The organism is Sodalis sp. RH16, from assembly GCF_047324245.1.
Classification (GTDB): Bacteria; Pseudomonadota; Gammaproteobacteria; order Enterobacterales; family Enterobacteriaceae; genus Acerihabitans; species Acerihabitans ligni.
On the sequence record NZ_CP178737.1, the window covers coordinates 2,555,096 to 2,579,121 of the forward strand.

General features: G+C 52.3%; 17 protein-coding genes and 1 pseudogene. 11 read left to right on the forward strand and 7 right to left on the reverse strand.

The annotated features are described in order from the left end of the window. The first annotated feature begins 81 nt into the window (after window positions 1–81). Complete coding sequence (locus ACL2XJ_RS11765) at window positions 82–975, forward strand: alpha/beta hydrolase (RefSeq protein ID WP_413726569.1); 894 nt, start codon at window positions 82–84, stop codon at window positions 973–975. 134 nt (window positions 976–1,109) lie between these two features. Here ACL2XJ_RS11765 and ACL2XJ_RS11770 read toward each other — a convergent pair whose 3' ends face one another. Further along, window positions 1,110–1,406, reverse strand: a complete 297-nt coding sequence (locus ACL2XJ_RS11770; protein WP_132923446.1) for a putative quinol monooxygenase — start codon at window positions 1,404–1,406, stop codon at window positions 1,110–1,112. Between the two features lie 487 nt (window positions 1,407–1,893). Here ACL2XJ_RS11770 and ACL2XJ_RS11775 point away from each other — a divergent pair, with 487 nt between their 5' ends. From ACL2XJ_RS11775 to ACL2XJ_RS11815, 9 genes and pseudogenes are all read left to right on the forward strand, one after another. Further along, a complete protein-coding gene (locus ACL2XJ_RS11775; RefSeq protein WP_132923445.1) occupies window positions 1,894–2,076 on the forward strand; it encodes a general stress protein in 183 nt (60 codons plus the stop codon). Window positions 2,077–2,426: 350 nt separating this feature from the next. Beyond that, window positions 2,427–2,783, forward strand: a pseudogene (arsC, locus tag ACL2XJ_RS11780) (arsenate reductase (glutaredoxin)); the annotation flags it as partial. A 765-nt stretch (window positions 2,784–3,548) separates the two neighbouring features. After that, window positions 3,549–4,541: an N-acetyltransferase DgcN gene (dgcN, locus tag ACL2XJ_RS11785; protein WP_413726570.1), complete on the forward strand. Its 993-nt coding sequence runs from the start codon at window positions 3,549–3,551 to the stop codon at window positions 4,539–4,541. Between the two features lie 17 nt (window positions 4,542–4,558). After that, on the forward strand, window positions 4,559–5,434 hold the full coding sequence (locus tag ACL2XJ_RS11790; protein ID WP_413726571.1) for a D-amino-acid transaminase: 876 nt from the start codon (window positions 4,559–4,561) through the stop codon (window positions 5,432–5,434). Window positions 5,435–5,830: 396 nt separating this feature from the next. Beyond that, window positions 5,831–6,949, forward strand: coding sequence for a branched-chain amino acid ABC transporter substrate-binding protein (locus tag ACL2XJ_RS11795; RefSeq protein ID WP_413726572.1), 1,119 nt, complete (start codon window positions 5,831–5,833; stop codon window positions 6,947–6,949). A 100-nt stretch (window positions 6,950–7,049) separates the two neighbouring features. Next, window positions 7,050–7,964, forward strand: coding sequence for an ABC transporter permease subunit (locus ACL2XJ_RS11800; RefSeq protein ID WP_413726882.1), 915 nt, complete (start codon window positions 7,050–7,052; stop codon window positions 7,962–7,964). A gap of 11 nt (window positions 7,965–7,975) precedes the next feature. Further along, entirely contained in the window at window positions 7,976–9,262 is a 1,287-nt protein-coding gene (gene livM / locus ACL2XJ_RS11805) for a high-affinity branched-chain amino acid ABC transporter permease LivM (RefSeq protein WP_132923440.1), read from the forward strand. Then, on the forward strand, window positions 9,259–10,134 hold the full coding sequence (locus tag ACL2XJ_RS11810) for an ABC transporter ATP-binding protein (protein WP_413726573.1): 876 nt from the start codon (window positions 9,259–9,261) through the stop codon (window positions 10,132–10,134). Before livM ends, ACL2XJ_RS11810 begins: the two co-directional genes overlap by 4 nt. Window positions 10,135–10,139: 5 nt before the next feature. Then, the gene (locus tag ACL2XJ_RS11815; RefSeq protein WP_413726883.1) at window positions 10,140–10,844 is read left to right on the forward strand and encodes an ABC transporter ATP-binding protein; all 705 of its coding nucleotides are present in this window, start codon (window positions 10,140–10,142) and stop codon (window positions 10,842–10,844) included. A gap of 60 nt (window positions 10,845–10,904) precedes the next feature. Here ACL2XJ_RS11815 and ACL2XJ_RS11820 read toward each other — a convergent pair whose 3' ends face one another. From ACL2XJ_RS11820 to ACL2XJ_RS11845, 6 genes are all read right to left on the reverse strand, one after another. Continuing rightward, entirely contained in the window at window positions 10,905–12,026 is a 1,122-nt protein-coding gene (locus ACL2XJ_RS11820) for an Ig-like domain-containing protein (RefSeq protein ID WP_413726574.1), read from the reverse strand. A 291-nt stretch (window positions 12,027–12,317) separates the two neighbouring features. Then, window positions 12,318–13,490 (reverse strand): hypothetical protein, encoded by a 1,173-nt coding sequence (locus ACL2XJ_RS11825; RefSeq protein WP_413726575.1) that lies wholly within the window; start codon window positions 13,488–13,490, stop codon window positions 12,318–12,320. A 180-nt stretch (window positions 13,491–13,670) separates the two neighbouring features. Next, entirely contained in the window at window positions 13,671–17,909 is a 4,239-nt protein-coding gene (locus ACL2XJ_RS11830; RefSeq protein ID WP_413726576.1) for an Ig-like domain-containing protein, read from the reverse strand. An 808-nt stretch (window positions 17,910–18,717) separates the two neighbouring features. After that, a complete protein-coding gene (locus ACL2XJ_RS11835; protein ID WP_413726577.1) occupies window positions 18,718–19,179 on the reverse strand; it encodes a hypothetical protein in 462 nt (153 codons plus the stop codon). A 118-nt stretch (window positions 19,180–19,297) separates the two neighbouring features. Continuing rightward, on the reverse strand, window positions 19,298–20,221 hold the full coding sequence (locus ACL2XJ_RS11840; RefSeq protein ID WP_132923434.1) for a LysR family transcriptional regulator: 924 nt from the start codon (window positions 20,219–20,221) through the stop codon (window positions 19,298–19,300). A 1,822-nt stretch (window positions 20,222–22,043) separates the two neighbouring features. Then, the gene (locus ACL2XJ_RS11845; RefSeq protein WP_132923433.1) at window positions 22,044–22,652 is read right to left on the reverse strand and encodes a TetR/AcrR family transcriptional regulator; all 609 of its coding nucleotides are present in this window, start codon (window positions 22,650–22,652) and stop codon (window positions 22,044–22,046) included. 305 nt (window positions 22,653–22,957) lie between these two features. On the opposite strand from ACL2XJ_RS11845, the gene ACL2XJ_RS11850 reads away from it, so the two are divergent. Then, a complete protein-coding gene (locus tag ACL2XJ_RS11850) occupies window positions 22,958–23,830 on the forward strand; it encodes a hypothetical protein (RefSeq protein ID WP_413726578.1) in 873 nt (290 codons plus the stop codon). Window positions 23,831–24,026: the final 196 nt, after the last annotated feature.

A 24,026-nucleotide genomic window follows, 5' to 3' on the forward strand; every position in this document is an offset into this window, starting at 1 on the left:
AAAGTAATAGCTTGCATTCGTTTAAAATAATTATCGTAAAAATTATAAATAGAATCATTTTGTCATGAAGATGAGTGGTTCATGATTCAAGGAGAAAAGTCGATGGACATAGAGCGGCATACTGTTGTCTCCCAGAGCAATAAACTGGCGGTACGGTTATTTCCCGCACGTTGCGCGACCCCGTATCCTGCGCCGGTAATCCTGCTTTGCCATGGCTTTTTTGGCATCCAGGACCTCCTGTTGCCGGTATTCGCCGACCTTTTCGCCCAGAACGGTTATACGGCGGTAACCTTTGATTACCGCGGGTTTGGCGACAGTGGCGGTGAGACCGGCAGAATTGTTCCAGAACAGCAGATCAACGATATCATCGCCGTGCTGGAGTGGTGTAAAAACCGGCCGGATATAGACGTGAAACGCATCGCGCTATGGGGAACCTCACTGGGGGGCTGCCATGTGATGGAAGTTGCCGTGCGGCATCCTGAAGTGAAATGCATCATCAGCCAAATGGGTTTCGCCGATGGGGAACAACTGGTGACGGGAGATATGGGCCATGATGAAAAAAAGAGATTTCTCAATACTATGGCGCGAATGGAACGGAAGAAGCGGCAATTGGGAAAAGAGCTGTTTGTGCCCATTAACAAGGTGATGACCGACGAGGAATCCCGCGTTTTTTTTGAAAAAAATAAAAATAATTACCCGGCGCTGGATATCAAGGTGCCTTACATGACGGTGTGGGAAGCGATTCAATATCGCCCGGCCGCGGCGGCTGAGAAGGTCACCCAGCCGACATTGATGATTTTCGCGCAGAACGATAAAGTTATTGCGCTGGAGTACGGTTTGGCGTTCTATCAAGCCGTTGCGGCGGAGAAAAAATGCTATATACAGCCGAAGGCCGGCCATTATGATCTCTTTGCCGGCAAGCATTTTTCGCAGGTGGCGGAGCGCCAGTTGCACTGGCTGCGTGAATATCTCTAAATGGCATAAACACCCGCTGCCGCCTCGTTGCCACCCGACGAACGGCGCAATGCGCCGGTCGCCGGTTTTAATTTTCCGCAGCGGTCGCATTTGTCAAACGCCCGTGGGACGCCTGACCATAAACCTCAACGGGATCAGTACAAGTTTTTAAGTATCGATACTTCCAGGGGTTTCACCGTAAGCAACGCCAATTCATCTACCATCGTTTTAATATGTGCGGACTGGCCGTGCTTAGCCAGGATCTCATTGCTGGCCCAATGTTCGACGAAGATAAAATGTTCGGGGCGGTCTTGATCCTGATGAAGCTGATATTTCAAACAGCCCTCTTCCTTTCGCGTCGCTTCGACGCAAGGTTGGGTAACCGCTTTGATAGCTTCGGCACAGCCCGGTTTTCCTTCGATTACGGCAACTACATGGATATCGGTGGACATTGACTTCTCCTTTATTAAGGCGACTGGCCCGGTTCCAACCCCGGGGCAATGTATTTTCACTTTCCAATATACTCCATTGAATAGCGTAGCATCATACCATCATGATTTTTGCGAACCCTGGTTCCGGATGCCATGAGCTTGCGGGCAAGCCGGGAACGTTACCATAATAGCGTTAACGGCCGCAGCGGTTTCGTCTATTTATTTTAAAGAAAAAAAATTACGGTGCGCAGTATGCTAAAAATATTAATTTCCTTCCCGATATTCAGGGACTTGAATATGATGTTGTTTGCTCAGGATGAATTTATTTTCAGCGCAATTTGTTTCAAGGTGTAAATAAGGCTTGTCAGCTGAGGTGAGTCGACTAGGATCAAACATAACGGTTGTTTAACCATTCTATGATTAAGCAACCGGAGATGATAGATAGTTATTTTTTATTAAGAATACTATGTATTACGGCATGAACTTTTAACTCACTCGGAGGTCTCTGATGGCTACTCATCGTGGCGGTTCAGGTAATTTTGCTGAAGATCGTGAAAAAGCGTCCAGCGCAGGCAAGAAAGGCGGCCAGCACAGCGGCGGCAATTTCAAGAACGATCCGCAACGCGCAGCTGAAGCCGGTGAAAAAGGCGGCCGCAACAGCCATGGCGGCGGAAGAAAACCTGCCCGGTAATCGGTCGGGAAATATGAATATGCAACAGCCACATAATTAAGCTTCGTTTAGTTATCCGGACGGCAATCATCCTGATGGATAGCGCAGCCTAATTATAGGGTCGCCATAGCTGATAACTGTCGGATTAATCTCCGGCAGTTTTTTTATGTGTTGATAAAATAAAACCAAATAAGGGAATTAAATATTTAATGCAGATAATTTAAAGGCCGCCATAGCCGAATGATTGCTGATGAATTCGCCGCTCAGGCATCCATGACTGTTATTAAAATAACGTGCACCGAAACGTGGAAAACGCGATACTGGGGATTGATGGGATAACATTATTTGGCCAGACTGGAGGGATAACCCCAATGAGCAACATTACCCTTTATCATAACCCTGCTTGCGGCACCTCCCGCAATACGCTGGCGCTGATTCGCCAGCAGGGATATGAACCCACGATCGTTGAATATTTGAAAACGCCCCCTGACCGGGAACAATTGGCAAAGCTGATTGGCGATATGGGCATCCCGGCGCGCGCGTTGATAAGGACCAACAACGACATCTATGAGCAGCTCGGTTTGGCGGAGGAGCGCTGGAGCGATGAGCAGCTGATTGATTTTATGGTGAACAATCCGATTTTAATCAACCGACCTATCGTTGTCACCCCGCTGGGCACCCGGCTGTGCCGTCCCAAGGAGCGCGTGCTGGACATTTTACCCCATGGCTGAGCAGTCGGGACAACTCGGTAGGGCATCTGTCAGGTCCGCTAATGATTAGTTTTTGAGCGGACTCACAGAATTCACATGCGGCGGCGCGGCGTGCTTGTGAAATTTCCGGTCTCGCTTCATTATCGTAACCCGTACTTGGTTTCAGATTGTCAGCTCACTAAAACCTAAATCTCCTGTTTCTATTGCCCCTGGCAGTGGCGGACAAGCGGTTTAGGTTTTTTGCTTTTATACTACCTGATTAAATCCCGAGAACAATGACGTCAATATGACATGGTATGAACAATGTTAAATTGTGCTATCCGCGGGCCGTATCTCTTTTCCCTTATTCCATATCGTATTTAATCCTGTTTTATCCCTGCGGCCGCATAAGCGGCGGTAAAAACGCTATTGGCTTGTTTTTTATGTTGAAACGACCGTTTTTTTGTCGACGTTTATGCCGGATTATTTCTTTTGGTTAGTGGTTTATTGGGTTTTTTGTTAAACATTTATTAAAATTCACCTAATAAGGGCAGTAAAGCAGTGTTAATGCCTGAAGTTGGTGCATAAAAAATACCCGATAGGGGCGTCATGGTGTGACAAGACGATAAATTTCTATTTAACTTATTGATATAAATCTTATTTTTAGATATTCCCTCTTTGGCACGGCCTGTGCTTGATGTGGTTATCCCGCTGACGCCAGCGCCATGTTTGTCTAAAGAGTAACAGACAGCTGCTGCCGGTGAGGCCGATCCCTAGACAGCTCACTTTATCGAGGCGCTTAAAATGGAAATTCAAAAACCCTACCTGTTGTTTCTGGCTGATGCCCACGATCGGCTGGCGGCAAAAGTCGCCACCGGCATTCGCTACTGGCATCCGGAATATTGCGTCGGTCAACTGAGGATGGCGGGTTGCCAGGTGGATTGCGAACTGCCTGATCTGGATATAGACGCCGCCGCGGCCAAAGGCGCCAAGACGCTGGTGGTGGGAGTGGCCAATCGCGGCGGCGTTATCAGCGAAAGTTGGGTGGCGCTGCTGCAACAGGCGCTGGAAAGGGGCATGGATTTGGCGGCGGGATTGCATAACCGTCTGTCCGATGTGCCGGTATTGAAAGAGACCGCCCGGCGCCTGGGGCGCAGCCTGTTCGACGTGCGCCACACCAGCGCGGTGCTGCCGGTGGGCAGCGGGCGTAAACGCAGCGGCAAACGCCTGCTGCCGGTGGGTACCGATTGCTCCTGCGGCAAAATGTATACCGCCCTGGCCATTGAAAAGGCGCTGCTGGCCCGTGGGCAAAAGGCGACTTTTCGCGCCACCGGCCAGACCGGTATTCTGGTAAGCGGCGCGGGCATCAGCATCGACGCGGTGGTGGCGGATTTCATCGCCGGCGCCGTGGAAGTGCTGGCGCCGGACAATGAGCCGGACCATTGGGATGTGATAGAAGGGCAGGGCTCGCTGTTTCATCCCTCCTTCGCCGGGGTAACCACCGGTTTGATTCACGGCGCCCAGCCCGATGCCCTGGTGTTATGCCACGAGCCCACGCGTACCGCCATGCGCGGGGTGGATTATCCGCTGCCGGATCTGGCGGATTGCATGGCGCTTAACCTTAAGATGGCGCAATTAACCAATCCCCTGGCGCGTTTTGTCGGCATCTCCATCAATAGCGCGCATCTGGCCGAGCCGAAGGCGCTGGAGTATATGGCGGACCTTGAGCGTCAATTCGGCCTGCCGGTGGCGGATCCGTTCCGCCAGGGCGTGGACCGTATCATTGATAATCTTTAATAGGGCGGGAAAATAGAATGACCAGAACCGTTTATATCAACGGCGACTTTGTGCCGGAGTCTGAGGCAAAAATATCTATTTTCGACCGCGGCTTTCTATTTGCCGATGCGGTATATGAAGTCATGGCGGTATTGAACGGCAGATTACTGGAAAATGCCGGCCATATCGCGCGCCTAGAGCGCTCCTGCCGGGAACTGAAGCTGCGGCTGCCGGTGACCGCCGCCGCCCTGGAAGCTATCCAGAATAAGCTTATCGCCGTTAACCAGCTGCGGGAAGGAGCGATATATCTGCAGTTAAGCCGCGGCAGCACCGGGGATCGGGAGTTCGATTTTCCGCAGGCCGAGGTGGAGCCGACGCTTTTGTTGTTTACCCAGGCCCGCCCGGTTATCGACAACGTCAAGGCCCGAACCGGGATCCGGGTGGTGACGGTGGAAGACATCCGCTGGCATCGCCGTGATATTAAAACCGTCGGCTTACTGGCCCCTTGCCTGGCGAAAGAGTACGCCCACAGCCAGGGCGCGGACGACGCCTTCCTGGTGGAAGACGGTTTTATAACCGAAGGCAGCTCTTCCAATGCCTGGATCGTCACCGAACAGGGCACGTTGGTCACCCGGCAGCTCAGTACGGATATCTTGCACGGCATTACCCGCCGATCGCTGCTGGCACTGGCGGCGCGTCACGGCATCCCGTTTGAAGAACGCCCCTTCAGCGTTGAAGAAGTTTATCGCGCCGGCGAGGCATTTATCAGTTCCGCGACGTCTTTTATCTGGCCGGTGGTGGAAATCGACGGCAAACCCATCGGCGACGGCAAGCCCGGACAGGTCACCCTGGCTTTGCGCAATATCTATGTGGAAATGGCGTTGGCAGCCACCGGCAACAGCGCAGGCGGCTGAGTGCGGCACATCCAGGAGTGAAATTGATTGTGATGTTTGTCGGGTTTGTTACTCGTACTTTGTACGGCGCGACAAATTCTGACCTTTAATTATCGTGCCGGGAGTTTGAGGTGCGAATGGGCCGTGGTATCGCTTATTGTGAATCTCTACGCACCGTTTTAAGGCAGGCGCCTGCCTAATGGGTTGTCTTTTAGACTATCTGCGGTAGGGATATCACCCGCTATAGGCGGTGCCCGCCAAAGTGGCAGAAATATTGCTTACTTAGAATGCTATCGTTTCCACCATCGCCAGGATTCGGTTTTATCCCGGCGAATACATGGGTTGTACGTTTTTGCTTTTGGATAACGGGTCCGCGCCGCTGGCGTATTGCTAAAAACAGTATAAAGGAACCAGATAATGTCATTAAAACTGCTGAGAACTCCGCTTTCCGCTGTGCTTATCGCCTGCCTGGGCACGGCCTTTGCCGCCCATGCCGATGTGGTTATCGGCGTCGCCGGCCCCTTCACCGGGCCCAATGCCACCTACGGGGATCAATATTGGCACGGCGCCTCGCAGGCGGCGGCGGATATCAATGCCGCCGGCGGCATCAAGGGGCAAAAAATTACCCTGGTGCAGGGGGATGACGCCTGTGAACCGAAACAGGCGGTGGCCGTCGCCAACCGTTTGGTGGATGAAAACCATGTCGCCGCGGTGGTGGGGCATTTTTGTTCTTCCTCCACCATGCCGGCGTCGGCGGTGTATGACGAGGCCGGCATTATCGCCATCACACCCGGATCCACCAATCCGCAGATTACCGAACGCGGCCAGACCGCCATGTTCCGCATGTGCGGCCGGGACGATCAGCAGGGCCTGGTGGCCGGCAATTACATCATTGATAAGCTGAAAGCGAAAAAAGTGGCCATTATCCATGATAAAGATACCTACGGTCAGGGATTGGCGGACGCCACCAAAGCGCAGCTTAACAGCCGGGGCGTGAAGGAAGTGATGTATGAGGGGTTATCCCGCGGCGAAAAGGATTTCAACGCGCTGGTGACCAAGATCCGCTCGGCGGATCCGGACGTGGTGTATTTCGGCGGCTGCCATCCTGAAGCCGGTCCGCTGGTGCGCCAGATGCGCGAACAGGGCGTGAAGGCCACCTTTTTCTCCGGCGACTGTATTGTCACCGTCGACATGGTGACCGCCGCCGGCGGTCCGCAATATACCAAGGGCGTGTTGATGACCTTTGGTAAAGATCCCCGTCAAATTCCGGACGGCAAAGCGGTGATTGAAAAATTCCGCGCCGCCAAGTTCGAACCTGAAGGTTATACACTCTACTCTTATGCCTCGGTCCAGGCCCTGGCCGCTGCCTTTAACGCCGTCGGCGTCGATTCCGCCAAGGCCAGCGCCTGGCTGAAATCCCACCCGGTGAGTACGGTTATGGGGCAAAAAACCTGGGACAGCAAAGGCGATTTGAAGGTCTCCGATTACGTGGTTTATCAGTGGGACGATCAGGGTAAATATCACGAAGTCCCGTAATCCGCCGCTGAACGCCGACAAGCCTGAGTTCCATGGGGACTGTGCCGGATGTCAGGCGCGGCGACCATGGGATAACCGGTTCAAACGAGACTGCTGAATGATGGATGCTACCTTTTTGCAACAAATGCTTAATGGTTTAACGCTTGGAGCGGTCTATGGTCTGATCGCCATCGGCTACACCATGGTGTACGGCATTATCGGCATGATTAACTTCGCCCATGGCGAAGTCTATATGATTTCCGCCTATCTGTGCGCCATCGCCCTGGCCCTGCTCTCTTTTTTCGGCCTGCATTCGTTCCCCCTGCTGATTCTCGGCACCCTGGTGTTCACCATTGTCGTCATCGGTGTGTACGGCTGGGTTATCGAGCGTATCGCCTACAGGCCTCTGAGGAATTCCACCCGCCTGGCGCCGCTGATTTCCGCCATCGGCATGTCCCTGATCCTGCAAAACTATGCCCAGATCAGCCAAGGGCCGCGCCAGCAGGGTATTCCCACCATGATGGACGGGGTATTTAAATTCACCCTTGGCGGCGATTTTGTTCAAATCACCTATACCAAGGTTTTCATTCTGATGGCCTCCCTGGCGGGGATGTTGGCGCTGACTTACCTTATCGGCCATACCCGGCTCGGCCGGATGTGCCGGGCCACCCAACAGGACCGTAAAATGGCGTCGATGCTGGGTATCAATACCGATCGGGTGATTTCCCTGGTGTTCGTGATCGGCGCCGCCATGGCCGGGCTGGCGGGGGTGCTTATCACCATGAACTACGGCACCTTCGACTTTTATGCCGGCTTTATTATCGGCATCAAAGCCTTTACCGCCGCGGTGCTCGGCGGCATCGGCTCGCTGCCGGGGGCTATGCTGGGGGGACTTATTCTCGGCGTGGCGGAGGCGCAGTTCGCCGGCATGGTCAATTCCGATTATAAAGATGTGTTTTCATTTTCATTATTGGTGGTCATTTTGATTTTTCGTCCGCAGGGCCTGCTTGGCCGGCCCATGGTGGCCAAGGTATAAAGGGAGCTTGTATGTCGCAACCCGTAACGCGCGGCGCCATTGATTTCAGGCAATGCGCCGTGGATACCGTATTGGCCGGACTTCTCGCGCTGATCATTTTCGGCCCCATGGTGGGGGTGGTGCTTAACGGATACAGTTTCGACTTTCAGCCCCGGCGGCTGATGTGGGTTATCCTGGTGGTGATGGCGGGCCGCGCCCTGGTGAGCCTGTTTTTGCAAACCGGTCCGGGGCTGCGTTTCCAGTCCCGTTTCCACAGCGACAGCGGCGGGGTGTATGTCTTGCCGGCGGGCTATAAAAGCCGTCTGCGCTGGATTATGCCGCTTATCGTTCTGCTGGCGGTAATATTTCCCTTTGTGGCCACTAAATATGTTCTGACGGTGGGCATCCTCGGCCTGATTTATGTGCTGCTGGGCCTGGGACTGAATATCGTGGTGGGACTGGCGGGCCTGCTGGACCTGGGCTATGTGGCGTTTTACGCCATCGGCGCCTACGGGCTGGCGCTGGGGCATGAATACCTGGGACTGGGCTTCTGGACCATGCTGCCGCTGGGGGCGCTGCTGGCGGCCCTGGCCGGCGCCCTGCTGGGCTTTCCGGTATTGCGCATGCACGGGGATTACCTGGCCATCGTTACCCTGGGATTCGGCGAAATCATCCGGCTGATTCTGAATAACGCCCTGGCGTTTACCGGCGGCCCCAACGGGGTCGAGGTGCCGTCTCCCACCTTTTTCGGTCTGGAATTCGGCCGCCGGGCCAGGGAAGGGGGCGTGCCGATTCATGAGTTTTTGCATATTCCCTACAACCCGAACCTGAAATTCGTGTTTATTTATGCCGTACTGACCCTGGTGGTCTTGCTGGTGCTGTATATCAATCAGCGCCTAAGGCGCATGCCCATCGGCAGGGCTTGGGAAGCGCTGCGTGAAGACGAGGTGGCCTGCCGCTCCCTGGGACTCAACCATGTGCTGGTAAAACTGTCGGCCTTTACCCTCGGCGCGTCCACCGCCGGGGTGGCTGGGGTGTTTTTCGCCACCTACCAGGGTTTTGTCAATCCCACCTCGTTTACCTTTTTTGAATCGGCGCTGATCCTGGCCATTGTGGTGCTGGGAGGGATGGGATCCACCGTCGGCGTGGTGATGGCGGCGTTTGTGCTGACGGTGGCGCCGGAGCTGTTGCGCAGTTTCGCCGAGTATCGCGTGCTGCTGTTCGGTATATTGATGGTGGCGATGATGATTTGGCGGCCGCGCGGACTGATTCGCATCAGCCGTTCCGGCTTTGCGGCGCGCAAGGGGGTGGCGCCATGAGCGATGCCATTCTCAAGGTCGAGCATTTGATGATGCAGTTCGGCGGCATCAAGGCCCTTAACGATGTCAACCTCGAGGTGGAGCGCGGCTCCATCACCGCCCTTATCGGTCCCAACGGCGCCGGTAAAACCACGGTATTCAATTGCCTTACCGGGTTTTACCGGGCCTCCGGCGGGCGTATCGAACTCAATACCCGGCAGCGTAGCGTGGATATCATCCAAATCCTCGGCCAAAAATTCCGCGGCGAGGATTGGCTGCACCCGGCGCGCTGGGGCCGGCGGGTCTTCTACAAAATGTTCGGCGGCACCCACCTGGTGAATCGCGCCGGGCTGGCGCGCACCTTTCAGAATATTCGCTTGTTCCGGGAAATGTCGGTGGTGGAAAACCTGTTGGTGGCACAGCACCGGCAAAGCAACCGTAACCTGATTGCCGGCATACTGAATACCAAGGGCTACCGCCGGGCGGAGAACCGGGCGCTGGACCGGGCTTTTTACTGGCTGGAGGTGGTGGATCTGGTGGACTGCGCCAACCGGCTGGCGGGTGAGATGTCTTACGGCCAGCAGCGCCGGCTGGAAATCGCGCGCGCCATGTGCACCGATCCAGAGGTGGTCTGTCTGGACGAACCCGCCGCCGGCCTTAATCCGGTGGAAACCCGCACCTTGAGCGGCATTATTCGCTTCCTGCGCGACAAGCACGGCATCACGGTGCTGCTGATAGAACATGATATGGGCATGGTGATGGAGATTTCCGATCATATTATCGTCTTGGATCACGGCGACGTGATTGCCCGCGGCGCGCCGCACTATATCCAGCATCATGACAGCGTCATCGCCGCCTATCTCGGCGCTGACGATGAAGAGGGGGAGATATGAACCGGATGCTGGAGTTCCGTGAGGTGGATGTATTTTACGGCCCGATCCAGGCGTTGCAGCAGGTCTCTCTAGAGGTTAACGAGGGAGAGACAGTGGCGCTTATCGGCGCCAATGGCGCCGGTAAATCCACGCTGCTGATGTCCATCTTCGGCCAGCCCCGCATCGCCGGCGGGCAAATTCTGTTTCGCGGCGAGGATATCAGCCGCAAATCAACGCACTCCATTGCCGCCGCCGGTATCGCCCAGGCGCCGGAGGGGCGGCGGGTTTTTCCGGATATGACGGTGACGGAAAATCTGCAAATGGGCACTATTCCCATCGGCAATCGCCATGAAGCGGAGGATTTGCAGCGCATGTTCACGCTGTTTCCTCATCTGGAAGAGCGCCGCCACCAGCGGGCGATGACCCTGTCCGGCGGCGAGCAGCAAATGCTGGCCATTGCCCGGGCGCTGATGAGCCGGCCTAAATTACTGCTGTTGGACGAACCAAGCCTGGGGCTGGCGCCGCTGGTGGTAAAACAGATTTTCCAGACCCTGCGCGAGCTGGCCCGTGAGGGCATGACCCTGTTTCTGGTGGAACAAAACGCCCACCATGCCCTTAAGCTTTCGGACCGGGGCTATGTGATGGCGAACGGCCGCATCCGCCTGCAGGGCTCAGGCGCACAGCTGCTGGAAAACCGGGAGGTAAGGCAGGCTTATCTGGGGGGAATATGATGCCGGCAGCGGGGCGGGAGTGGGTTGGCTCCCGCCGATTCTTGCCAATGGGTGGATAAATCACTCATCTTTTGCCGGTTCTTGCGTCAACTCTTCAGTGGATAATCCAGATACATTTTCGTTGGATTCTTCAGTCGACGCGCCAAAGGATTCTTGCGCTAACTCTTCTGTTAAGGACCCCTGCCCTGCCGTATCGATATGTGTGGCCAGCGGCAAAGAATGGGTTATACGTCCCCCCCCCGCCGGGGCGATATCATAAACGAATTCCCCCTTCACGTTATCCAGCCCCGCAAGCAGGCCGCTGCGGTGGGTAATCTCGAAACTGATCGCTCTGTCGCTTGCGGACACCGTACCGGAGGCGATATGCCGGGTTTCGGCCGGTTCATGGCTGTGGATACCGGGGATGATGTTAAGATTGATGCGGTAGGTATAACCCGCCTTGATTTCAGGCTGCGCCGGTATGCGGATGGTAACGCCGCGACGGGCGGCCTCACGGTCGATTTTATCGTCCAACGAAGCGGGCAGCAGTACCGGCGCCAGCAGTTTGGAATAATCGCCGCCGGTAACGGTGATGTATTTCGGCTTGCACACGGCGACATTGCCGGCCTGATCAAAAACAGCATAATAGACCGCATAACGGCCGTCTTTGAGTACCGTATCGGGGGCAAACTGGGTTTTAAGGTTTAGCACCCAGGGCACGCCATACGGCAAGCCATCTATTTCGCTTTCTATCAAACGCTGCCGGGTGGCCTCTCCCCAATGGAAGTCAAACAGATAACCGGCGGCGATTTTCCCCGGCGAGGGGATTTCAGCCTGAACGCCGGATTTGATGGAATATTGATTGATATGGTCATGGGGTGCATTGGTCACCCTGACCTGCGCCAGTCCGGGAGAATAGGCAAATACCGAGGCTGTGGCCGATGGACCGTGATGAAGGGCCGCGGTAATAGTTATCACGCCGCCTAAAGGATAGGTTAACCGCTGAACAGCTTTACCGGCGTGGTCGGTGGCTACAGTTGCCGGTTGAAAATTGAACAGTGGTGAGCTGAAGGTGACCTCAACATGGCGTGCCGGATCGCCGTGTTCGTTGACCACCGTCGCGGTTACGGTCACGGTCGTTATTGACTCTGCCGATACGGGATAACTTTCGGGCGTGGCTGTTAGGGAAATGGAATTTGGCATACGTTATTCCTTAATATGAAACTTTTATAAAAGGCAAATGCTAATTTAGATAATGAAGTATTTAGGTGAATTTCATTAGATATACAATGTTTTTTTTTAACGCGGTTATGTCGAAATTTGATGCTGAGAAATTATTTGATATTAATTTTATTATCCGGAAAAGGGACGATAGCAAATAGCTATCGTCCTATCAACTAAATTATAATTATAGGTTAATGTATGTTGCCGTTACTTGTGGATATTTACCTATCAATTATCATATCGTGGATTGTCAACTTTTTCCCTGCGATATTATTTATCGTCTCGGTCCCACCCCGGGCGGTGATCATGCCCGTGTCCGTGTCCGTGTCCGCCATGATGGTGATGATCGTCCTCGTCATCGACTTCGACAAAGGGGCCAACGGTATCAACCAGTATCCCTAAATGGCGGGAAGTTGATGCCGGGCCGGTAGCGGGCGAATAGACATAATAAACGTCCCCGATGCTATCGTCTATCCCGGCCAAAGTGGCAGCCGGAACGTTGAAGGTAATACCATCTGCGGGAATAGGTGTTGGAACGGGCTGGTCGAGGGCCAGGGTTCTGCTGATGGGGCCGGTTGCGCCGGGGCCTTGCGGCGTGGCGACTAAAAATATGCTATATGTCCCACTTCCAGCGGAAATTGCTGGTTGCGGAGGGATACGGATCTGCACGCCAATGGCGGCGGCAAGCGCATTGATTTTGTTATTCAAGCTGGCAGGGAGCAACAGGGGCGCCAGAAGGGTGGCGGGAGAGATAGCGCTGCCTTGTACGGTAATCGTCCTCGGCGTGCTTGACCCAGCATTTGAAGTGGGACTTGAGGGATCTTCGGTTACCGTATAGAAAGTCAAATAGCGGCCGTCCGTTAATACACTGGCGGTGGGGAAATTCGTTTTAAGATTGATAACCCATGGCAATCCCAAAATCACTCCGGTGTCACTCACATCGATAATGCGAGATCTTTGTACTCTTCCCCAATAGAAAGTTACCAGTGATCCGGCTGCGATACCTGGCTGGAGGGGGATGGTCGTCTGGATGCCGGAATTGATATCGTATTGATCAATGATACCATCTTCCGCATTAGTGACATAGAGCGGTGCTTTATTGGGATCGTACACCGGGACGGTGACCGTAGCGGAATCGTCCGGGATGGTGGCGGTTACTTTTATCACACCCACCAGTGCGCCGATTGCTGCGCTTAAGGTAATGCTAACTGTGGCAATTCCGGTTGCTGGATCTGTCGTTGCTGTAACCGGTGATCCTGGTGGGACAGGTGCCGGTTCGAACTCAAGCAGCGGGGTTGGGGATTCAAATGTGACCACGACACCGCCTTGGGGTGCTCCGGTGACCGCATCTACCACCAATGCTTCCAGTGCTATATTGGGGGGGGGAGTTAGAGTCCTGGAATATTGATTCGGAGTGGCCGTTAAGGTAATAATATTAGGCATAGAAATATCCTCAGTGAATTTAAATAATTCATCAGTTGCTGCCAAGGAATATTGTTATAGAAAGATAAAATCTTCAATGTTCATTTTTATCGACGACAGTGGTAAAAAAAAACATCGCTGCATTTCAGATATTAAGACACGGGAGGCCAAAACTGCCGCTTACCGTGTCTTAATCCAAGTTTAAGGCGAAATAAAAGTCAGGTTCGCCGCCGGTATATAAGGGCGAACGGCCGAACCTTGGCCGCCATCGTTAAAGTCCAACATCTGTACGATGACATAGACCAAACTGGTGGGAGTGGGGCTGATTACGTAGCCGGTAGTCTCACCAGCGCCATCGGTGATGGCGCTGGTATTTACCATCACCGCCGGGGTCGGTTCCGGGGTACCGCTGACATACCGTTGCGCACTTAACCCCAGATTGCTACCGACTACCGGGTTCCCGCGGGGGGATATTAGCCTGATGAGCACGCTGGCCGGCGTGGTGTTATCCGCCGGCGCCGTGGCCACCAGAGGTGTCATGGTCAAGGTGGGCAGTGCGAAATTCCCCCCGGAGGCGCTAAGCTCCGTACCGTTGGATGCATGGGCGGTTAAGGATGTTCCGCTTACATAGGTATTGGTGTATTGGACTCTTAGAATGCCGTCGCTGCCGGTGGTGCCTTGGGTGGTGGCGCCCGGTAGGGGTGAGGTAAATCTGAATGTCCCCGCGCCGTTGATGCCGCTTACTGTTAACTCCGCACCGGATAATGGCGCGCCGGCGGCATTGTGCACCAGTATATCGGCGGTATTGGGCTCCAGGCCATTGGCCAAACCGTTATTTTCCGTCACGGTAATGCTGACGATAAAGATATTGCGCGCGAAGTTGACCGTTTGTGTGGCGGATACGCCGCCGGCTAATTGCGCGGTCACCACGCTATCGCCTTCCGTCTCGCTGACCAGGGTCGCGGTGGCGATGCCGTCCGGGCCGGTGGGATTGATGACCGCCGTAGCAGTGGCGCCATTCGTGGCGGTAAAGGTCACGGTTTGTCCGTCCAGCCTGTTGCCGTTGGCGTCTTCCACCAGGGCGCTGACCTCGTTGGTGGCGATGCCGTCAGCCACGGCGCCGGTGTGCACCACGGTCAGCACGACCCGTGCGGTGGCGATGTCGGCGATAAAGTCGATAGCCACCGTTTGATTGGCGCCGTTGGTTAATGTGGCGGTAACCGTACCGTCGCCGGAGTTGTTGCTGACAATGGTGGCGGTGGCGATGCCGTTCGCGCCGGTGGGATTGATGACCGCCGTGACGGTGCCGAGCGTCGTGGTAAAGGTGACGGTTAGCCCCTCCAGATTATTGCCGTTGGCATCGGTGACATGGGCGCTGACCTCGTTGGTGGCGATGCCGTTGGCCACGGCGCCGGTGCGTACCGGCGTCAGGGTAATCCGGGCGGTGGAGACGTCGGCGATAAAGCCGATATCCTTGGTTTGATTGGCGCCGTTAGTCAATGTGGCGGTAACCGTACCGTTGCCGGAGTTATCACTGACGATGGTGGCGGTAGCGATGCCGTCCGCGCCGGTGGGGTTAATGACCGACGTGACGGTACCAAGCGTCGAGGTGAAAGTAATGGTTTGCCCCTCCAGTTTATTGCCGTTGGCATCCTCCACCAGGGCGCTGACCTCGTTGGTGGCGATGCCGTCAGCCACGGCGCCGGTATGCACCACGGTCAGCACGACCCGTGCGGTGGCGGTGTCGGCGATAAATTCAATATCTTTACTGGCATTGTTGCCGTTGGTCAGGGTGGCGACCACCGTACTGCCGACCGCCTTATGGCTGGTGAAAGTCGCACTCACCGTGCCGTCGGCGCCGGTGATTAGCGTCACCGGGCTGATATCGACGTCATTGGCGGTAAAGGTGACGGATTGTCCGGCCAGGTTATTGCCCAGGGCATCGGTGACATGGGCGCTGACCTCATTGGTGGCGGTGCCGTTGGCCACCGCGCCGGTGTGAATCACGGTCAGTTCCACTTTCGCGGTGACGGTATCGGGTATGAAGACAATATTCTCCGCCTGGCTGTCGCCGTTGCTCAGGGTGGCGGTGACCGCCATGGTGCCGGGGCTTTTGCTGATAAAGGTGGCGGTGACGATGCCCCCCGCGTCGGTTGGATTGGTGGTCGCAAAAAGCAGAGCGGGGGCGGCGACGGTAAAGTTGACGGTTTGTCCGGCCAGATTATTGCCGTTGGCATCGGTGACGTGGGCCCGAACCTCGTTGCGATTAATGCCGTCCGCCGTTGCGCCGCTGTTCACCACGCTCAGCACGAGGCGCGCAGTGGTGACATCGGCAATAAATGCAACGTCTTTTCCCTGGCTGCTGCCGTTGGTCAGCGTGGCGGTGACCGTGCTGGAACCGGCCTCGAGGCTGGTGAGGGTGGCGGTGGCGATGCCGTCCGCGCCTGTGGGGTTGATGACCGCCGTGACGGTGCCGAGTGTCGCGGTAAAGGCGACGGTTTGGCCGGAAAGCGGATTACCGTTGGCATCTTCCACTAAAGCGCTGACCTCGTTGGTGGCGGTGCCGTTGGCCACCACGCCGGTGCGCACCACGGACAGGATCACTTTCGCGGTAGACGGGTCAGGGTTAAAGTTTGTGTTAACCGAACGGCTTACGCCGTTCAGGGTGGCGGTGACCACGCTGGTGCCGGCGCGCAGATTGGTGAGGGTGGCGACGGCGAAGCCGTCCGCCCCGGTGGTGCCGGTAACCGTGGTGACCGTAGCGCCGTTGGTGGCGGTAAAGGTCACCGTTTGCCCGGCCACCGGATTACCGGCCGCATCGGTAACCTTGGCCCGTACCTCGTTGTAATCGCTGCCGTTGGCAATGGCATTGTTTTTAGTGGCGTTGAGGTTGGCGGCGGTGATTTGCGCCGCGACGGGCAATACCTCGATACGGGTGGAGGCGGTATTGGAGGCATTCTTTCTGACGTCGTAAGCCACCGCGCTCAGGTTATACAGGTTGGTGGCGGCGCCGGCGTGCTGATAGGGCGGCAAGGTGACGGTGAGGGTGTTTTGTCCCGCTTGCGTGACTTTACCGCCGGCGGCGATGATTTCCGCGTCATTCCAATCGATATGATCCAGGGCGTATTTCGAGGTGACCTGGGCGGTGACCGTCAGCGGGTCTCCTTCATAGCCGGTGACATGGTCCGGCAGCCTGAGCTCAATCACCTGCTGTTTCTGGTATTGCAATACAATATCATAGTTGCGATCCACCAGATCGTAGCGGTTGCCGGCCAGCGTCCTGAGCGACGCCACGCCGTCGGCACTGATTTGCGATTGCCAGGATGCCCCGAGCCGGTAATTCATCTGCAGGTTGAAGGTGGTGTCGTTCATATCGCCTTTGCCCTGGCGATAATCGACGCCAAGGGTGACCAGGCTAATGGGGGTGTAGTTCATGCCAAGGGTCACGGCGTAGGGATTATTTTGCAGATTGTCCTTGCCGAACAGCGCCACGTTATCGCCGCGGTACTGTTCGAAAATCAATTTGCCCCCCAACTGGGGATAAGAGGGTAAATACGCCTCGGCACGGATATCAAATCCATTGGCGGGGCGTTCATTATAATCTTCCAAATCCCTTGACTCGCGCCAATCGGAAAGCCGGAAATAATTATTGGCGGAAAGTTTAAGATAATCCCGCCAGGCTTCCAGGCCCATGCCGAACCGGCGGTTATGGGCGGTAATATCCTCGTCATAAAAAGCGTTCATGCCGTACATCCAGCTCCCTAGCCAGGTACGGGCGCCGGCGCCGATATTAATGGTGTTGCGGCTGTCCTTATTCCGGTAACCCCACTGGCTAAACAGCATTTCGTCGGGTTTGTCATACAGCGGCACCAGCAAATCGAACGCGCTGCCGTCCAGATGAAAGTCATCATTAACGTTTAGCTGTATCCGGGCGGTGCCGAATTGATTAAGCCATTGCTGGGCTTTCTGACCTATTTCCCCGGTGGCGGCGGAACGGAGCATGGCGTTGGCGGCCTCGCGGTTTTGATCCGCCGGCGCGGGAGCGCCGACGGAATTGCCGTCTGTGGTGAATATGCCGTTACCGGCGGACGGTTGCGCATTGAAGACAGACATTCCGCCGAAGTTGCCCAAAGAGAGGGCTTGGGGTTTAGATACCGGGCCGTGGGCGGAAAAATCAGCGACATTCAGCGGAACGTCGATTTCATCCCCGACACCTGATTGTTCGAAAGGCTTGGAGAATGTCCGGAATTGATTAAATTTTTTGAGTTCATCCACGCTGAGATGATATTTGTGCGCAACGGAAAACGGAGATTCACCCGGCCCCAGGACATAAGGTTGGGTTGCGATAATGGTTTGCGGTTTTATCGCGGCGGCAATGGCCGGCGAAAATGCAATACTGATGGGAAACAAGAATTGGAAAACAAGGGTGATCCATACCATCAGATTAAATAATCTTAATTTATCCGCTGAGTAGCAACCCGCCAAATTAACTGTTTTTTTGAAACTATGCGCGGCATGGATGAGCAATACGATCAAATAATTATTAAGAGAGTTAACCATTTTTGTTATCCTGCCGTCTATTTCGTTTGGACGCGTGAAACCATTACTCAGTATTCACTGAAAGCTTTTAATTAAATAATTTTCAATTAACGCATGTGGTTAATGTATGAATGGATTCTAAAATAAAATTGTTTTATCGATATCAAATACCCTTGTATTAAAATCCGGTGATTACATTAACATTGCTAATATTCTTTCAGAATATGTAAGTTCTGACTGGGTTATAATATCGAGAGTGCCACATCACACATGACAATTCCATCATTTTTTATACATAGTCTATATTGAAAGTTAATTAACCTCAGTCACATAAATCGAAATTTGTTGCTCATTTGACAGCGGGAATGGGATATGGAGGAGGCGGACCGAGTCCGGTGGCGTCGGTTGGTGAGCAGGCCCAAGATGGCGCTCAGACAGGAGAAAGTCAAAACAGGATTGGATCTGATAACCCCTGCTTATCACCTTGAATATGGCCGTTCATGGGCATTTTTACTTCAGGATAGCCGGTAAAAAAGTTGGCGAGCCGCTATGGTCAAAGACAAGCTTAGTTCATGACTATCGTATTCTTATGATTATGCTATTAGCACCTAATCACTATTCAGGAATAAATTATATGAATCTATTATCTTGCTAAGCAATAAATATAGCTTGTATACAGCATGACGGTCTCCGCTGATCCGCTACGGTCTCAGCCCGGGCTGGAATTTGAGTTAATTAACGTGGAGACGGATATACCTTGGCAGGTCTTAATCTTTGTCGGTAACAGTGGCGGGAAAAACGGGTGCTCGTCGCAGGTTCTTGTCATAAGCGATTGTATTAACATGCTAAAAGAAGAAAATCGGGCGTTGATATCCGCAATACTTGAATCCATCCCCGTTCCTTCATTGATGCCCGGCGTGACGACATGGAAGGTGCCGGCGGCATCGGTGGCATTGAACCGTGCCTTGTTGTAATCGCTGCCGTTGGCAATGGAATCATTTTTAGTGGCATTCAGGTTGGCGGCGATAATTTGCGCCGCGACTTGCAATACCCCGATACGAGTGCAGGAGGTATTAGAGCCCGGTTTACCGGTAAGGACCGAGGGATGGCGCTTTGGAGAGGTAAGAATGAAAAAGAGGATAATTTTTGCCGTGTCGCTCTCCATAGCCATGAATTTTTATTTTAGAGTATCACTGGTTAACCATTTAAAAACTGCATCAAATTAATTTGATAATTAAGGTTTGCCAGTGATACTGTGTATGGAAATGTCAATACAAGCAAGGTAAAAATTATCCTGTTAAGCACTTATCATCATGATTAGTGATCAAAGGCATCATTTTTTCCTCCATAAATGCTTGATAGGCACGAGTGTAATAGATATGACGTTCTATGACTAACTTTTTATCATCGCAATCAAAAGGTATAAATTTCACCTTGAAGTTTCGATCGTTGATGATGTTAATTATGGATGACGGCATAAGCCCTATGGCGTCGCCTTTTTCAATCATAGACAATTGTACATACAATTCAGGAATAAATACTCGCTTCGGATTTAGCTGATTCTTCGCAATATATCCTTCGATGTCATCGAATATCTCTTCATTTTTGTTTGCTTCATATTGAACCAGGATTTTATTCATAAAAAGTTCGTTTTGGCTATAGTCTTCAGTCTTAAGATCGCTTTTAACCGCCAGCATGATGGTGTCAGTTGACAATGCTTGGTGTAATAATCCCGGCGGACATTGAATCTTTTTCTGGGTAAAAAATATCTGACACAAACCTTTATTAAGAATGTCTCCGATATCTGTCTCATCAGAAGTGAAATATTCCAATGAGATATTATTTTTTGTGTCCTTAAATACTGGTGAAGATAAGAAAGGCGATAAATACGAATAGTCACGATGATCAAGTCCTATTTTTAAACTTGATTTCCCACTCTGAATTTGATGAGTCTTTTTAATCACTTTTTTTTCAATTTCACAAATTTCCTGGTATAATGGAAGTAATGTTGCATACAGATCACGTCCATAATTAGTGAGTTTTAAGCCATTATTGGTTCTGGTAAATAATTTATGCCCCAGATTCAATTCAAAAATTTTAATTGTCCGGCAAAGGGGAGACGGAGTAATGCAGAGTATAAGCGCCGCCATTCTTATGGATTGCTCTTGTGCGGTAACTATAAAATATCTTAATGTCTTAGATAATAGAATCATGTTAAACCTCCAACGTTACTCACTCATTTTAGGACGTCAAAAACAGTTCATTTGGTAGACAAATTTTATAGAAAGGCTTAATAAACCATCCATAACAAAAATTTTAATTTTCGTTTAAAAAACTATAGCGTTGCAAAGACTGAATTTGTGTCTAATAAACATTTTTGCATAACATAATTCAGACGTGAGGCATAAAAATATCCATTTATTTTGATTAGCCTTAGGCACGCTTAAAACTTCGCAATTCTCTGTTGATTTTTTCTGTCGGTAGATATCTTCTTTTGCCTTCCTTTTGGTATTTTCCGAGGCCAATCATTACAGCCGGAATTTATCGCGCCAGTTTTATCATGCGGTTTGCCGCAACGTGGCTTGACCATAACCGGTATGTGCCGGCCATCATCCGCAGACAGCGCTATGGTACCGGTCACGCCGGCTATCTGTAGGAGTGGATATATGTAGATATTTAATGCTAACCCCGCCGGGTGGATAAAGGGCGAACTCAGTAGTTCTCATCACTCCAGTTTTTTTGCTGTATCAAGAGTTATCGCGTTACATCAGCATTTGTTAACAAATCCTCTGAGATCTTTATGTTACTGGTATTGATAAAAGGTACGACGCAGTGTACAACTTGACAAGCATTTCGTATGAGGAAATTAAAAAATTGCATGATATTGTTATCCAGCTCACGCTTAATAAACAAGCTTGACAATAAAGGAAAGACATTACTAAAGGCAATGCTAATTTTCAACATTCAGGGGATATTATTATTTATTCACGATTCTTGTTGAGAGAGGAAAATCGTTATTTTCAACTATCAGTAAAATTAATATTTCTTTATAAAAATCAACTTTATCAATAGATTAGAATATCTTCTTTATTAAAAAAATGCTTTACGCTAGGCCACTTTTCCACAATAAAATTATTAAAAAAATTAGGAAAAAGGCTTATAAAATGGTGTTTTAATCTGTGATGACTGTAACATATCCGGTAAAGACAGTCATTTTAGTTTAGCTCCCGAACAGAACGTCTATAAATATGCTACTCACGTCCGGGATTAATAAATAAAAGCAATGGTTAGACCTGCTTTGGATAGGTGCGGCGCAGCCCGTATCTGTCGAAAAGAAATTTATTAAGATCTTTTTAACCATTATCATGAAGAGTGTTAATGCGGTCCAGCGGTGCTTATGGTCATTTTTATCATAAAAATCAATAAGAAAATGAGAAAACAGCGGATTCTCATCGTCCATAAATTAGACACAAATTTATATAAATTTGTGTAGTTGGTAAGCTGGTAAATCATAAATATTAATTTACAATCAAACTAAATATTAAATATATCTTATCTATCAGCGCGTTATAGCAGGATACTTTTATGGACGCAAAATCAAAAAAAACAGCTTGAGGAATTGCGGACCAGTAGCCGAAGCGAGCGCGCTACCTTACTGATGCCCTCTTCGGATTTTGTTGCTCCCAGAACCTTAGGCCAACGGCTGGCGGACAAGCTCACCTCAATGATTGGCACCTGCACGTTTATATGAACGCAAGCCATTATCATTCCAGGCCGCGTATACCGCCCCTGCCATCATGATGAGTCAGAAGAGGGAAGGGGAAGTGGGTCGCTAACGTGCTGAAATCGCCTCCAATGTCAACGTGAATGCCGATTTGGAAATGTATGCGCTGCACGACAAGATTGACGATCTGGAAGGGGATATTGTTAACTCTCTCAAAGAGCAATTGGCGTATACTTCACGCCAGTTGGAAGAACTGCAGTCAAAACAGAGATAGCCGTTGCCCCTCTCGGCGGAAAACGGGCCAACGCGGGTTACAGCGTGGCTTTCGCGGCATGGACCCGAGGCAATATTGCCGAAAACAGCAGGTCCCTGAAGCGTTCCACCGGTGCGGGGTTAAGCTGGGCTTTCGCCAGTAGATTGGCGCCTTGGAGCGATGAGACTATAAATCCCGCCATTTCTTCACTGTCCAGATGCGCATCCAGTTCGCCGGCTTTAACCGCGGCGCGCAGGCAATAAGCCAAGGATTGCTGGATCTCGTCGAATACGTCATTTAACCGCTGCCTGATGGGCTCGCTCCAGCCGCTGGCTTCGGCGGCGAAATTGCCAAGCAGGCACCCGTCGCGCATATGGTTTTTATTAAGCCTGTCGATACCGGCGTCAATATAGGCACGCAAACGTTGCAGCGGCGGCAGTTGGTCATTACGCAGCGTTTCGCTGATGGTCTTGCGGGCATTGGCGAAGTAAAGGTCGATTACTTCCAGCCCGAACGCTTCCTTAGAAGCGAAATGGTTGGTAAACGACCCTTGGGGTACACCTGCCGCCTGGACGATATCCCTTACGCTCGCACCGGCAAAGCCATGTGCATGGACGACCTGCATGCCGACGGTCAGGATTTTTGCTTTATGAGATGCTCTAGCCATAAAAGTAATATAGTCGTACGTATTAGTTTAGTCAACCGCTTACCCCTAGGCCGCCGAAGCCACCCGCAATATCCAGGTAGTGAAGGTTTTGTATGAGGCCGCTGCCGGTCTTTTTACGGCCAGACCCCGGCGAAATCGCGGACAAGTCCGGCAACGGTCGGTATTTCCGCGATTTTAGTGATAATATTGATATTATTTCGCTTTGCCGCGCCGGGTAGGCGTCAGCCATTATCGGCATAACGCCGCAAGGTGCGGTTCCTTATCTGAAGCGAAGGCGCTTTTTATAGGCAAAAGGAGTTTTTCCCATGATCAGGGTGACCATTGCGGGGGGGACATGGGCGGCGGTGGATAAACTGACCGATACATTGGCCGCGCAAGGGGCCAGGGTGCGGGTGCTAACCGATGCTCCCCATTTGGCTCGTGGGCATCGCGACAAGGGAAACGTTGAATATATGGCTATCCAACGGGAGGATTCATTGTCGTTGCGGGTTGCATTCCAGGATACCGATCGGGCCTTTCTGGCCGGAGGGGACCCGCAGAGACCTTCCCGCTACGATCTTGCCATGATCGACGCAGCGGTGCAGGCGGAAGTGCCCTATCTGGTCAACCTATCGGAAGGCGGCGGATGCCCTGGGCAATCGGCAAGGCAATGGCAGAGTGAGACCGATAGGCATCTCGCCGCTCAAAGCATCACGGCCACCCGGATACATCCGGCATTATCGCTGGATGCCGTTTTAGCCGTAGCGGCGCGCTTTGTTCCGTTGGGATTATGGGGCGGGATCGCGGGTTCCGGTCAGGCGGCGCTGGTGGACTCATCGGATGTAGCGGCCGCCGCGGCGCGGATATTACTGGAAGGCGCCGAGCGCCACGCTGATAAGGTTTATCATCTCACCGGACCCACGGCGGTGACGATGGGTTATATCGCCGATTATCTCGAAGAAAACCTGTCGCGGCGGGTAAGATATCACTACCGCGCCCGAGACGAGCAGCGGACGCTCTACCTGAGAGCCGGTCTGCTTCCGCCGCTGATTGAGGCACTGCTTGGGCAAGATACATTAATACGTGAAGGATTTTATGCCGAGACAACGCCAGACCTGTTTGCTCTTACCCAACGACCGGCATTAACGGTCATCGATTGGATTAAAGAACATCGCGGGGATTTTATCGCCGGGGAATAATCCGGCTTATGGTGTTACCTATAAATTCTTTCTCTTAAGGATTAATTAATAATACCGTGGGGGATGATAATGCTAATCTCATCGCAATTTCTCCATGCCATTTTTGATAGCTATTCAGCTTTAAGAGCAACAGGAGTATTATGTAAGAAAGTTTATTCGAAAAAAATAAAACTTACCTATCAAAATAATGTGATAC

Excerpts from the sequence above, each read along its gene's own strand:
- ACL2XJ_RS11765 (WP_413726569.1), top strand. The coding sequence starts at position 82 with ATGATTCAAGGAGAAAAGTCGATGGACATAGAGCGGCATACTGTTGTC.
- ACL2XJ_RS11770 (WP_132923446.1), bottom strand. The coding sequence starts at position 1,406 with ATGTCCACCGATATCCATGTAGTTGCCGTAATCGAAGGAAAACCGGGC.
- ACL2XJ_RS11775 (WP_132923445.1), top strand. The coding sequence starts at position 1,894 with ATGGCTACTCATCGTGGCGGTTCAGGTAATTTTGCTGAAGATCGTGAA.
- dgcN (WP_413726570.1), top strand. The coding sequence starts at position 3,549 with ATGGAAATTCAAAAACCCTACCTGTTGTTTCTGGCTGATGCCCACGAT.
- ACL2XJ_RS11790 (WP_413726571.1), top strand. The coding sequence starts at position 4,559 with ATGACCAGAACCGTTTATATCAACGGCGACTTTGTGCCGGAGTCTGAG.
- ACL2XJ_RS11795 (WP_413726572.1), top strand. The coding sequence starts at position 5,831 with ATGTCATTAAAACTGCTGAGAACTCCGCTTTCCGCTGTGCTTATCGCC.
- ACL2XJ_RS11800 (WP_413726882.1), top strand. The coding sequence starts at position 7,050 with ATGGATGCTACCTTTTTGCAACAAATGCTTAATGGTTTAACGCTTGGA.
- livM (WP_132923440.1), top strand. The coding sequence starts at position 7,976 with ATGTCGCAACCCGTAACGCGCGGCGCCATTGATTTCAGGCAATGCGCC.
- ACL2XJ_RS11810 (WP_413726573.1), top strand. The coding sequence starts at position 9,259 with ATGAGCGATGCCATTCTCAAGGTCGAGCATTTGATGATGCAGTTCGGC.
- ACL2XJ_RS11815 (WP_413726883.1), top strand. The coding sequence starts at position 10,140 with ATGCTGGAGTTCCGTGAGGTGGATGTATTTTACGGCCCGATCCAGGCG.
- ACL2XJ_RS11820 (WP_413726574.1), bottom strand. The coding sequence starts at position 12,026 with ATGCCAAATTCCATTTCCCTAACAGCCACGCCCGAAAGTTATCCCGTA.
- ACL2XJ_RS11825 (WP_413726575.1), bottom strand. The coding sequence starts at position 13,490 with ATGCCTAATATTATTACCTTAACGGCCACTCCGAATCAATATTCCAGG.
- ACL2XJ_RS11830 (WP_413726576.1), bottom strand. The coding sequence starts at position 17,909 with ATGGTATGGATCACCCTTGTTTTCCAATTCTTGTTTCCCATCAGTATT.
- ACL2XJ_RS11835 (WP_413726577.1), bottom strand. The coding sequence starts at position 19,179 with ATGGCTATGGAGAGCGACACGGCAAAAATTATCCTCTTTTTCATTCTT.
- ACL2XJ_RS11840 (WP_132923434.1), bottom strand. The coding sequence starts at position 20,221 with ATGATTCTATTATCTAAGACATTAAGATATTTTATAGTTACCGCACAA.
- ACL2XJ_RS11845 (WP_132923433.1), bottom strand. The coding sequence starts at position 22,652 with ATGGCTAGAGCATCTCATAAAGCAAAAATCCTGACCGTCGGCATGCAG.
- ACL2XJ_RS11850 (WP_413726578.1), top strand. The coding sequence starts at position 22,958 with ATGATCAGGGTGACCATTGCGGGGGGGACATGGGCGGCGGTGGATAAA.